Source organism: Bradyrhizobium sp. PSBB068 (genome assembly GCA_016839165.1).
Classification (GTDB): Bacteria; Pseudomonadota; Alphaproteobacteria; order Rhizobiales; family Xanthobacteraceae; genus Bradyrhizobium.
The window spans coordinates 197,461-210,252 of record CP069300.1; the positions used below are offsets into that span (position 1 = coordinate 197,461).

General features: G+C 66.2%; 5 protein-coding genes. All 5 read left to right on the forward strand.

Annotated features, from left to right (window positions below):
* Positions 1-21 precede the first annotated feature (21 nt).
* The 5 genes from JQ507_00920 to JQ507_00940 all read left to right on the forward strand — a co-directional run bounded on the left by JQ507_00920 (position 22) and on the right by JQ507_00940 (position 12,706).
* Positions 22-7,512: a hypothetical protein gene (locus tag JQ507_00920; protein QRI73652.1), complete on the forward strand. Its 7,491-nt coding sequence runs from the start codon at positions 22-24 to the stop codon at positions 7,510-7,512.
* A gap of 156 nt (positions 7,513-7,668) precedes the next feature.
* Positions 7,669-8,874 (forward strand): ABC transporter substrate-binding protein, encoded by a 1,206-nt coding sequence (locus JQ507_00925; GenBank protein ID QRI70140.1) that lies wholly within the window; start codon positions 7,669-7,671, stop codon positions 8,872-8,874.
* A 33-nt stretch (positions 8,875-8,907) separates the two neighbouring features.
* The gene (locus tag JQ507_00930; protein ID QRI70141.1) at positions 8,908-9,702 is read left to right on the forward strand and encodes an enoyl-CoA hydratase; all 795 of its coding nucleotides are present in this window, start codon (positions 8,908-8,910) and stop codon (positions 9,700-9,702) included.
* 15 nt (positions 9,703-9,717) lie between these two features.
* A complete protein-coding gene (locus JQ507_00935; GenBank protein ID QRI73131.1) occupies positions 9,718-10,473 on the forward strand; it encodes a hypothetical protein in 756 nt (251 codons plus the stop codon).
* A gap of 121 nt (positions 10,474-10,594) precedes the next feature.
* A complete protein-coding gene (locus JQ507_00940; protein QRI70142.1) occupies positions 10,595-12,706 on the forward strand; it encodes an acetate--CoA ligase family protein in 2,112 nt (703 codons plus the stop codon).
* Positions 12,707-12,792: the final 86 nt, after the last annotated feature.

Below are 12,792 nucleotides of genomic sequence, written 5' to 3' on the forward strand. Positions count from 1 at the left end.
ACGCATATTGCCGAGGTCCTTGTGTCGAATCCGGTTGTTCTGACGCTGACGACCAGCGATCCCGTCCACGATTACACCCAGCTCTACAACGCGATCTCGGCGATCAGCGTCGGCGGCGGCCTCGCTGCGGCCAACACCGATTACGTCATCAACTTCTCGCTCTCTTCCAGTGCCCGCACGTTGCAGCTGCTCGACGATCTGCCGGTCATCAACCTGATGAACGGCTCGACGCTCACCTTCGACGGCAACTCCGACTACAACAATCAGCTCGGCGGGCAGGACTACAGCGACGTCATCGACGCGCGCGGTTATCAGGGCTTCGTCGTCACCGCGGGCAAGGTGACGTTCAAGAACCTCACCATCATCAATGCGGTTGCGAGCGGCGGTAATGGCGGCACCGGCGGCGGTGGCGGCGGTGCGGGTCTCGGCGGCGGCCTGTTCGTCGGGCAGAACGCCGACGTCACGCTCAACAATGTCAATTTCGGCAACAACGCCGCCAAGGGCGGCAATGGTGGCGCGGTCGATCCGGCCGGCGGTGGCGGCGGTGGCGGCGGCATCGGTGCCGATGGCGGCAGTGGCAATGGCGGCGGCGGTGGTGGCGGCGGCTTCGGCGGTCACGACTATTATGGCGACCACGGCAATGGCGCCAACGGTTACAGCGAAGCCGGCTCTGATAGCCAGCATCCTTCAACAGGCGCGCAGGGTTCCAGCGGCACGCCGGCGACCGTCGTCGGTCCAGGCGGCGGACAGAGCGCCGACAACTACGGCGGCATCGGCTACGGCGCGCATGCCTCCGGCGGCGCAAATGGTGGCGGTGGTGCCGGCGGCGTCGGCGGCGGCGGCGGCGGCATCGGTGGCGGCAACTCGGTCGGCGGCGGCCCTTCGGGCACGCTGATCGGCTTCGGCGGCGCGGGTGGTATCGGCGGCGGTGGCGGCGGCGGCATCTTCGCCGGCGGCAATGGCGGCTTCGCTGGTGGCGGCGGCGGATCCGGCAACGGCAGCGGATATGCGCATACCGGCGGCAATGGCGGCTTCGGCGGTGGTGGCGGCGGCTCGAACGGTACGCCCGGCACCGGCGGGTTCGGCGCGGGCAGCGGCTCGCTCGCCGGCGGCGGTGGCGGCGGTCTCGGCGCCGGCGGCGATATCTTCGTCCAGCAAGGCGGCAAGCTGACCGTGATCGGCGGCACCCTGTCCGGTGCCACCGAGACCGGCGGCACCGGCGCCAATGGTGCCGGCAACGGCTCCGCCCATGGCGACATCTTCATCCAGGGCACGATGGTCGTCACGCCGACGCACACCGTTTCCACGGTCTTCGAGGGCCTGCAGACCGTCACCACGCTGACGATCGCCGACACGATCGCGGATGAAAAGGGCATCAGCGGCACCGGCACGAGCGGAAAGCTGCAGATCTCGGGCGGCGGCACGCTGACGCTGACCGGCGCCAACACTTACGTCGGCGGCACCCAGATCGACGGCGGCAATACGCTCTCGATCGCCGCCGACAACAATATCGGCGGTTCGGCCGGCGCGCTCATCCTCAACGGCGGCACGCTGACCACGACCGGCGGCTACACCTTCACCCACGACATCCAGGTCACCGCCAATGGCGGCACTTTCGACATCTCGTCCGGCACGATTGCCGACACTGGCGCCATCAGCGGTTCAGGCACGTTCACGCTGTCGGGCGCCGGCACGCTGCAACTCGGGCTTGGTCAGCTCGCAGGGCTGACCGGGACGCTCAATTTGAGCGGCGGGCATCTGTCGCTGACAACGAGCGGCACGTTCGACGATTCGATTTCGGTCGGCGGCAGCTCGCTCCTGAAGATCGCGAACGGTGCAACCGTCACCGATACCGCCCTGATCAGTGGCAGCGGCAATCTCGGAATCGACGGCGGCGGCACGTTCGTCCTCAGCCATGCCAACACCTATGGCAGCACGACGATCTATTCGGGCACGGTATGGCTGACCACGGCCGGCGCAGCCGGCGCCGGCAACATCTCGTTCACCCCAGGACTTGCCAGCACGCTGAAGATTGACGATGCCGCGCTGACCGGCAACGCGTTCACCAACAGCATCTCCAACTTCAATCCCGGCCAGTCCATTGACCTGACCGGGCTGCACTACAACACCCAGAACACCGCGCTCAACACCGTCAGTCTTTCCGGCAACGTCCTCACGGTCTCGAACGGCACGGCGACGGATACGTTGACGGTGAACGGGCTCGACGGCGGCGCCCGCTTCCAGCTTTCGCAGGATGCAAATGGCGGCACGGTCGTGCAGCTCGCGTCGACGCGCGTCTTCAACGTCTCGACCGTCACCGAGCTCAACGCGGCCATCCTGCAGATGGATTCCGGCGGCCAGAACGCCGCGCCGAATGCCAACTACACCATCAACATCACCGCCAGCTTCAGCCTCTCGTCGGAGCTGTACGCGCTCAATCTCTTGAGCGGATCTAGCGTCACCATCAACGGCAGCGACGGTCACGGCGGCGCCTACACGATCGACGGCCTCAACGCCCAGCGCGGCTTCTTCGTCTATGCCGGCAACGTCAATCTCGAGAACCTGACCATCCAGAACACGGTGGCCGCGGGCGGCCGCGTCATCCAGGGCGGCGGCGGCGGTGGTGCCGGGCTCGGCGGCGCCCTGTTCGTCTCGGCGAACGGCAGTGCCACGCTCGACAATGTCGTATTTCACAACAGTGCCGCGAACGGCGGCAACGGCGGAACCGGCAGCACCGCGAGCAACGCCAACCTCGACGGCTTCGGCGGTGGTGGCGGAATGGGCGGCCAGGGCGGCAACAGCAGCGGCGGCGGCATCGGCCTTCACGCGCAGGGCGCGAACTCCGCCGCATTCCAGAACGGGGCCGCTGGCATCGTTCCCGGCGCCGCAGGGGGCGGCAAGGGCGTCGACGGCTACCTGATCCCGTTCGAAGGCGGGACCATGCTCTACTGGTATGGTGGAACGGGCGGCGCAAACGGAGGCGGCGGCGGAGCGGGTGGCTTCCTCGGCGACAATAACCGCGCGCACGGCACCGGCGGTGGCGTCGGCGGCGGCAACGCAATCGACGGCGGCAATGGCGGCTACGGCGGTGGCGGCGGGGCGTTCGGCAATGGTGGATTCGGTGGTGGCGGCGGCTACGGCGGCAACGGCGGCTTCGGCGGTGGTGGCGGCGTCAGCGGGCTCGGCGGCTTCGGTGGTGGAAACGGCACCGCGGGTGGTGGTGGCGGCCTTGGCGCCGGCGGCACTGTGTTCGTTCAGCAAGGCGGCTCGCTGACCGTCAAGGGCGGCTCGCTCTCGAATGATTCCGGCTTCAACGCGGTCAAGGGCGGCACCAATGGCGGCGGCCAGGCCAGCGGCTCCGCGTACGGCTCCGGCATTTTCATCCAGGGCAACAACAATCTCAGCTTCGCCCCTGGCAGCGGGCAGACGCTGACGATCGCCAACGACATCGCTGACCAGAGCGGCAATGGCGGCATCGCCGCCAACGCGGGTGTTGGTGGGCTCGTCATCAGCGGCGGCGGCACCGTCATCCTCGGTGGCAACAACACCTATACCGGCAACACCACACTCAGTGGCACCGGCACGCGGGTATCGATCGCGTCCAACGTCAATCTCGGTGCGGTCACCAACGTGCTGAAGCTCGGCGACGGCACCGGCATCAGCTTCACCAGCAGCTTCACGCAGACCCACAACATCACGGTCGCGGGCGATCCGGTATTCAATGTTGCGGCCGGTCAGACGGTCACCCAGAGCGGCGTCATCTCCGATGGCGCGACGCCGGGCGATGTCGAGGTGACCGGCGGCGGCCGGCTGCTGCTGTCGGCGCACAACACCTATTCGGGCGGCACCGTCATCAAGGGCTCCATCCTCGAGCTGGCGGCGAGCGGCGCGGCGGGCACCGGCGCGATCGCGTTTACCGACGGCTCTACCGAGAAGCTCGTGCTCGATGCCGCGGCATTCTCCGGCGCCTCGTTCGGCACATCGATCACCGGCTTTGCCGGCGGCGATACCATCGACTTCGGCAATCTCGCCTATGACGCAACGGCGACGCTGTCCTATGCGAACGGCGTGCTGCTGGTGAAGAGCAGCGGCGGCACGACGCTAGCCTCCTTGAACCTGAGCTTCGGATCAGGCGCCTCGTTCGGCTCGCTGATGCTGGCGTCCGACGGCTCGGCATCGCCGCATCTCGAGCTCAGGTCGCAGGCGAGCATCGCCTCGGTCATGGCCGACACCACCGGCCACCTCACGACGCTGAACGCCGGCAAGGTCGTCACCATATCTGTCGACTTCAGCAACGTCGTGAGCGTGACCGGCGCGCCGCAGCTGCTGCTCAATGACGGCAAGGCCGCGACCTATCTCAGCGGCAGCGGCTCGCACACGCTGGTGTTCAATTACACCGTGCAGGATGGCGACAGCACGTCCGACCTGCAGGTGCAAAGCCTTGCGCTCAATGGCGGCACGATCAAGGATCCCGGTGGCCAGGACGCCGACGTGACCCATGCGGCGACCGATCTGCATCTGGTGATCGACGCGATCGCGCCGACCGTGTCGGTGACCGCGACCCCGGCCTCGCTGCTGGCCGGGCAGACCTCGACCGTCACCTTCACCTTCTCCGAGGCGATCACGGGCTTCGCGCTGACCGACACGACGGTGAGCGGCGGGGCGTTGAGCAACCTTGTCCATGTCGGCCTCAACGCCGCGCACCAGGATATCTACACTGCGACCTTCACGCCCGATGTGACCAACGCCGAGGCGGGCTCGGTCCAGGTCGATACGTCGAGCTATACCGACGTCGCGGGCAATGCCGGCGCCGCGAGCAACACCATCAGCTTCACCGGCGACACCAAGGCGCCGACGGTGTCGGTGTCAGCCGATCACAGCGCGCTGACGGCGGGCGATACTGCGCTTGTCACCTTCACCTTCTCGGAGGCCGTCACCGGCTTCGGGCTCGGCGATGTCACGGTCCATGGCGGGGCGCTGGGGAACCTGATCCATGTCGGCGTTGATGGCTCCGGCCATGACATCTACACGGCGACCTTCACACCCGATGTGACCAACACCGAAGCGGGATCGGTGCAGGTCAACACCTCAAGCTATACCGACGTCGCGGGCAATTCCGGCTCGTCGAGCAACACGATCAACTTCACCGGCGACACCAGGGCGCCGTCGGTAACGGTGTCTGCTGACCACAGCGCGCTGCTCGCCGGTCAGAGCGCAGTCGTCACCTTCACCTTCTCTGAGGCCGTCGCGGGCTTCGCCCTCAACGACGTCAGTGTCAGCGGCGGCAGCCTGGACAGCCTCGTCCATATCGGCGTCAACGGCTCCGGCCATGACATCTACACCGCAACCTTCACGCCCGACGTGACCAACACCGAGGCCGGTTCGGTCCAGGTCAACGCATCCAGCTACAGCGATACGGCCGGTAATGCCGGCGGAGCCAGCAATACGGTCAACTTCACCGGCGATACGCTGGCGCCGACGGTGTCGGTCACGCTCAACCCGGACACGGTGCTCGCCGGCGACGTCTCGGTCGCGACCTTCACCTTCTCGGAGGCCGTCTCGGGCTTCACGCTCGCCGGCACCACCGTTCATGGCGGTGCGCTGAGCAATCTCGTGCATGTCGGGCTCAACAGCTCCGGTCATGACGTCTACACCGCGACCTTCACGCCAGATGTCAGCGACACCGAGACAGGCTCGGTGAAGGTCAATGCGTCGAGCTATACCGATGTGTCCGGCAATGCCGGTGCGGCCAGCAACACCGCCACGATCGGCGGCGACACGCTGGCGCCGACGGTGTCGGTCGCGGCGGATCGCAACGCGCTGCTGGCGGGCCAGACCGCGCTGGTGACGTTCACGTTCTCGGAGCAAATCGCAGGCTTCGCGCTCGGCGACGTCGCCGTGCATGGCGGCGCGCTCGGCAATCTGGTCCATGTCGGCGTCAACATGTCGGGCCAGGACGTCTATACCGCGACCTTCACGCCGGATGAAAGCGATGCCGAGGTGGGCTCGGTGCAGGTCGCCGCGTTCGGCTACACCGACGTAGCCGGCAATGCGGGCGCGGCGAGCAGCATCCTCAATTTCACCGGCGATACCAAGGCTCCGACGGTGTCGGTCGCGGCGAGCCCGAGCAGGGTGTTGGCCGGCCAGAGCTCGCTTGTCACTTTCACCTTCTCCGAACATGTCGCAGGCTTCACGCTCGGCGATACCGTCGTCGCCGGCGGTGTGCTGAGCAATCTGGTCCATGTCGGACTCAACGTGTCGGGCCACGACGTCTACACCGCGACTTTCGCGCCGGATATCAACGATGTCCTGACGGGCTCGATCCGGGTCACGGCCTCGAGCTACACCGACGACGCCGGCAATGCCGGTGCCGCGAGCAACACCGCCACGATCGGCGGCGACACGCGTCCGCCGACGGTATCGATCGCAGCTGACCACACCGTGCTGCATGCGGGCGACGCCGCGCTGATGACGTTCACCTTCTCCGAGGCGGTCGCGGGCTTCGGGCTCGGCGATATCGTCGTCCATGGCGGCCTGCTGGGCAGCCTGGTCCATGTCGGACTGAACGTGTCAGGCCAGGACGTCTACACCGCGCTGTTCACGCCCGATGTCACCGACCATCTGTCGGCCAATCTGTCCGTTAGCGGGGCGAGCTATACCGACATCGCCGGCAATGCCGGTGCGGCAAGCAGCACCATCGCTTTCAGCGGCGACACCAAGCCGCCGGCGGCGCCAAGCCTGGCACTGCATCAGGACACCGGTTTCTCGGCTTCCGATCACATCACCAGCAATCTGCTGATCGACTACACCAAATCCGATTCGGCCGACACGCTGCGCTTCAAGGCCGACGGCGCATCTAGCTTCTCGACGGTGGCGCCGGTGTTCACCACCGACGGCGTGCACACCGTGACGGTGCAGGAGGTCGATGCCGCCGGCAATGTCAGCGCATCGTCCAGCCTGACCTTCACCCTCGACACCACAGCGCCCCACCTCACCGGCATCACGGCGACGCCTTCCGGCGGCGTCGCGGCGACGGGCGCGCTGGTGCAACTGACCGTTGGCTTCAATGAGGCGGTGCGCGTCGATGGCGGCACGCCGATCCTGACGCTGAACGATGGCGGCAAGGCAATCTACGACGCTGCGGCAACGGCACTGCTCGGCGATTCCTCGAAGCTGGTGTTCGATCACTTCGTGTCCTCGACGGACCGCGCCGGCTCGCTGTCCGTGACCGGCTTCGTCGCGAATAGCGCTGATGTCGTCGACCTGGCCGGCAATGCGGCCTCGCTGTCGGCCGTGTCCGCCGCTTTCGATGCGCTGCACATCAACGAGACCGTCGTGCCGGCCTACACGCTCGGACCGATCACCCGACCGGAGCTGCAACTGGATCTGGGCGGTCACGTCATCATGGACACCGTGGCGTCGGCGTTCGCCGGACAATATGGCTTGCAGTATTTGTTCCTCGGCCTGCCGCCCGGAACGCCCTATCAGACCGTCCCGGACTTTCACCTCTGATCGCTGCGCCAAGCGCTTCGGCGCAGCGCTTCATTCCGCTTGATGGAAAACAGATTGCTGTCGCGCGCGGCTTGCTGCAGTGCGAGCCATGCGGCATGATCCGCCCCTCGAAACGGACCTGATGGAATGAGGTCCGCGCTTCAACGGGAGGATTTGATGAGACGAGTTTTGGCCGGCGTGTTGGCCTGTGTGTTTGCGATCTCGGCGAATGCGTCGCTGGCGCAGGACAAGCCTCCGCTGAAGCTCGGCGGCATTCTCGACATGTCGAGCCTCTATGCCGACATCACCGGCTCCGGCAGCGAAACCGCGGCCAAGATGGCGGCGGAGGACTTTGGCGGCGCGGTGCTCGGCCGCAAGATCGAGATCGTGGTCGGCGACCATCTCAACAAGGCCGATCTCTCGGCCAACATCGCCCGCGACATGATCGACAATCAGGGCGTCGAGATGATCTTCGACGTCGCGGCCTCCGCCACCGCGCTCGCCGCGGCCGAGATCGCCAAGGCGCGCGGCAAGATCATCATGTTCAACGGTCCGGGCTCGATCCGCCTCTCCAACGAGGCCTGCGGCCCCTATACCGTGCACTATGTGTTCGACACCTTCGCGCAGGCCAATGTCACCGGCTTGGCCGCGGTGAAATCCGGCCTCGATACCTGGTTCTTCCTGACCGCCGACTACGCCTTCGGCCAGGACCTCGAAAAGGACACCAGCAGCGTCGTGGTGAAGTCGGGTGGCAAGGTGCTCGGCAGCGTGCGGCATCCGATCAACACCTCGGACTTCTCGTCCTTCCTGCTGCAGGCGCAGGCCTCGAAAGCCAAGGTGATCGGGCTTGCCAATGCCGGCGGCGACACCATCAACGCGATCAAGCAGGCCGCCGAGTTCGGCCTGACCAAGAGCGGCCAGAGGCTGTCGCCGCTGCTCGCCTTCGTCACCGATATCGACAGCGTCGGGCTCGAGACCGCGCAAGGGCTGCTGCTTGCGGAAGCGTTCTATTGGGACCTCAATGACGACACCCGCGCGTTCGCAAAGCGCTTCATGGAACGCACCAAGCGGGTGCCGACCTCGGCGCAGGCCGGCGTCTACTCCTCGGTGACGCATTATTTGCAGGCGGTGAAGGCCGCCGGCACCACGGATGCCGCCGCCGTCATGAAGGTGATGAAGGAGACCCCGATCAACGACATGTTCGCCAAGAACGGCCGGATTCGCGAGGACGGCCGCATGGTGCACGACATGTATCTGTTCGAGGTCAAGAAGCCCTCGGAATCGAAGGGCCGCTGGGATGATTACAAGCTGCTCGCGACCGTGCCGGGCGACCAGGCGTTTCAGCCGCTGGCAGACTCGCGCTGCCCGCTGGTGAAGAAGTGACGGGTTGAAAACAACAACGAAAGGCAAAACGCCATGAGCGATAACCAGATGGTCCTTCAATCCCTCGACAAGGGCCTGCTCACCATCACCATGAACCGCCCGGATCGGCGCAATGCGCTCAATCCCGAGATGACGCAAGGTCTCGTCGAGGCGGCGCGGCGGGCGCAGGACGATACCGAGGTGCGCGCGGTGCTGATCCGGGGCGCCGGCGGCACGTTCTGCGTCGGCGGTGACGTCAAGTCGATGGCGGCCGGCCGCGCGCCGCTGCCGTTCGAGGCCAAGATGGCGAACCTGCGCCGCGGCATGGAGGTCTCCCGCATCCTGCACACGATGCCGAAGCCGGTGGTGGCGCAGCTCGATGGTGCTGCGGCCGGCGCCGGGCTCTCGATCGCGCTGTCCTGCGACCTTCGCGTCGCCAGCGCCTCCTGCAAGATCACCACGGCTTTCGCCAAGGTCGGCTTCTCCGGTGACTATGGCGGCACCTACTTCCTCACCAAGATGCTCGGCAGCGCCAAGGCGCGCGAGCTCTATCTGATGTCGCCGGTGCTATCGGCGCAGGAAGCCTATAACCTCGGCATGGTCTCCAAGGTGGTGCCCGATGCCGACGTCGAGGCCGAGGCGCTGGAGCTGGCGCGCTCGCTGGCGCAGGGCCCGTCGGTCGCGCTCGGCTACATCAAGCGCAACATCAACAATGCCGAGACCATGACGCTGGAGGCCTGCTTCGACGGCGAGGCGATCCACCACACCCGTGCCGGCGAGACCACCGACCACAAGGAAGCGGCGAAAGCCTTCGTCGAGAAGCGCAAGCCCACCTTCCAGGGGCAGTAGGCCGTGACCAATCACATGGCCGAATACATGCGGCTGCGGCAGATCTGCCTGGTGGCGCCGCAGCTTGCGCCTGTGATCGCGGATATCTCCACGATCATGGGCCTCGATGTCTGCTATCGCGACGGCAACGTCGCCAAATACGGCCTCGAGAACGCGCTGCTGCCGGTCGATACGATCCTCCTCGAAGTCGTGGCGCCGTTCCAGCCGGGGCCGGGCACCGCAGCCGGCCGCTTCATCGAGAAGACCGGCGGCCGCGGCGGCTACATGGCGATCTTCGCTTGCGAAGATCCCGACACGCGCGGCGCCAAAGCCAATGCGATGGGTGTGCGCACCGCGAACGTGATCACGCACGCGCCGTATCATGGCGTGCAGCTGCATCCACGCGACTGCCGCGCCGCCTTCATCGAGTTCAACCACACCGACGGCAGCGACGACATCTTGGGGCCATATCCACCGGCCGGCCCGGACTGGCAGAAGTCGATTCGCAAGGACACGACTTTGGCGCTGACCGAGGTCGAGATGCAGAGCCCCGAGCCCGAGGCGCTGGCGGCGCATTGGGGAAAGATCGTCGGCACGCCCGCCGACGGCACCGTGGTGAAGCTGCCCAACAGCATTTTTCGCTTCGGCAAGGGCGGCAGCGAGATCATGAGCGGGCTAACGTTCAAGGTCGTTGACAAGGCGAAGGTACTGGATGCCGCGAAGGCCAGAGGCTGCGCGGCAAGTGATGATGAGTTCTTCCTGTGCGGCGTGAACTTCCGTCTGACCTCGTAGCGTCGTGACCCGGGGCAGCGCTCTTCCGGATTGCGCTGCGGTGCATCCGGGAGGAGAGGTTGAGCTCGCCGCATCGATCCAATATCGTCGAGCCCAACAAGAATAATTGGACAGCGCCCCCATGCCGCATCCGCTCGATACCTTCTTTGCCCCAAAGAGCATCGCACTGATCGGCGCGTCGCGCGATCACGAGAAGATTCCCGGCCGGCTGCTCGCGATGTTGCGCAAGAACGGCTATCCGGGCGCGCTCTATCCGATCAATCCGAACTATGACGAGATCGACGGCTTGAAATGCTTCAAGTCGATCGCCGAGGTCGGCGCGCCGGTCGATCTCGCCGTCATCGTCATTCCTGCCCGCGCAGTGCTGCCGGCGCTGGAGCAGTGCGCGGTCGCCGGCGTCAAGAACGCGGTCATCATCTCCTCAGGCTTTGCGGAGGAGGGCGGCGACAGCGCCGACATGCAGGACGCGATCGTGGCGTTGGCGAAGCGGACGGGCATGCGGATCTCCGGTCCGAACGCGGAAGGTTTTTACAGCCAGGTGCAGAAGGTCGCCGCGACCTTCAGCCCGACGGTCGACGTCAAGCCGGATGCGCCGGTATTGGTCGCGAGCCAGCGGCGGATCGGCATCGTCGCGCAGAGCGGCGGCATCGGCTTTGCGATTTATCACCGCGCCAAGGCGCTCGGCGTCGCGCTGAGCTATGTGGTCAGTGCCGGCAATGAGAGCGATCTCGGCGCCGGCGAATTCCTCGACTACATGGTGCACGATGCCTCGACCGACGTGATCCTGCTGTTCATCGAGGGTATCCGCGACGTCGACAAGTTCCTGGCGGCGGCGAAGCGCGCGGCGGAGCTCAGGAAGCCGGTCATCGTCACCAAGGTCGGCCGCTCCGGCGCCGGCGAACGCGCGGCGGCCTCGCACACCGCGAGCATGGCGGGCTGGTCGGCGGCCTATGACGCCGTGTTCGCGAAATACGGCTTCATCGTCTCTAACGATCTCGACGAGGCGGTTACGATTGCTGCCGTGTTGACCACCAATCCGTTGCCGAAGGGCGATCGCGTCGCGGTGCTGACGGTGTCGGGTGGCGCCGGTATCTGGGGCGCCGACACCGTCTCGATGCAGGGCTTGCGTGTCCCGGAGCTCTCGGCCGGAATCCAGAGCCAGATCAAGCAATGGATGCCGTCCTATGGCGCGGCCGGCAATCCCGTCGACGTCACCGCGCAAGGCGTCTCCTCCGGCGGCCTGCAGAAGAGCATCGAGCTGTTCGATGCGTCCGATGAAGTGGACGCGACGCTGGTCGTGCTGTCGCTGTCGAGCGAGACGCGGATGCCGTTCAAGGAGGCCGAGCTGAAGCCGCTCATCTCGGCGCAGCGCAAGCCGGTGGTGTTCTATTCCTACACGCTGCCGTCGCCATTCGCGCGGCAGGAGCTGGCGAAGTCCGGCGTGGTGGTGCTCTCGGGACTGACCCATGTCGGTGTCGCGATGCGGCGGCTGGCGGACTATGCGGGCTTCAAGCCTGCGCCGGAAATGGTGGCCAAGTCACCGGCGCACGATCTCTCCGCGTATCTGAAGGCCGAGACGCTCTCCGAACATGACAGCAAGTCGCTGTTGCGCGCGGCCGGCATCGCGTTGCCGGACGAGGTGCTGGTGACCGATCGCGACGGGCTCGACGCGGCGATCGAGCGCGCCGGATTTCCGCTGGTCATGAAGATCCAGTCGCCTGACATCGCGCACAAGAGCGAGGTCGGCGGTGTCCGCGTCAATATCGCCGCCAAGGGCGCGGCGTTCACCGCCTATCGCGACATGCTGGAGAGCGTGCAGAAGGCGCGGCCGGACGCGGCGATCCAGGGCGTGCTGGTCGGGCCGATGGCGAAGAAGGGCGTCGAGATCATCGTCGGCACCATGACGGACAAGACCTTCGGTCCGATGGTGATGGTGGGGCTCGGCGGCATCACCACCGAACTGTTCAAGGACGTGGTCTATCGCCCGGCGCCGGTGAGTGCGGCGGAGGCGACCACGATGCTGGAGACGCTGAAGGCCGCGCCGCTGTTGCACGGCTTCCGTGGCGCGCCGAAGGCGGACGTTGCAGCGCTCGCGCAACTGATCTCACAGATTTCAGTGCTGGCGGCGCAGCATGCGGATCGGATCGCCGAGATCGAGGTCAATCCGGTGCTGGTGCATCCGGAGGGGCAGGGCGTGACCATCGTCGATGCGCTGGTGGTGCCGAGGAGTTAGCGAGCTATCTCCCCACGTCGTCCCGGCGAAGGCCGGGACCCATAACCACCGAAGAGAGTTGTGGGAGAAGCCGACGCCGCGTGCCC

Bases quoted from the DNA above. Each gene is read 5' to 3' on its own strand.
- JQ507_00930 (QRI70141.1), top strand. From the start codon at position 8,908: ATGAGCGATAACCAGATGGTCCTTCAATCCCTCGACAAGGGCCTGCTC.
- JQ507_00925 (QRI70140.1), top strand. From the start codon at position 7,669: ATGAGACGAGTTTTGGCCGGCGTGTTGGCCTGTGTGTTTGCGATCTCG.
- JQ507_00940 (QRI70142.1), top strand. From the start codon at position 10,595: ATGCCGCATCCGCTCGATACCTTCTTTGCCCCAAAGAGCATCGCACTG.
- JQ507_00935 (QRI73131.1), top strand. From the start codon at position 9,718: ATGGCCGAATACATGCGGCTGCGGCAGATCTGCCTGGTGGCGCCGCAG.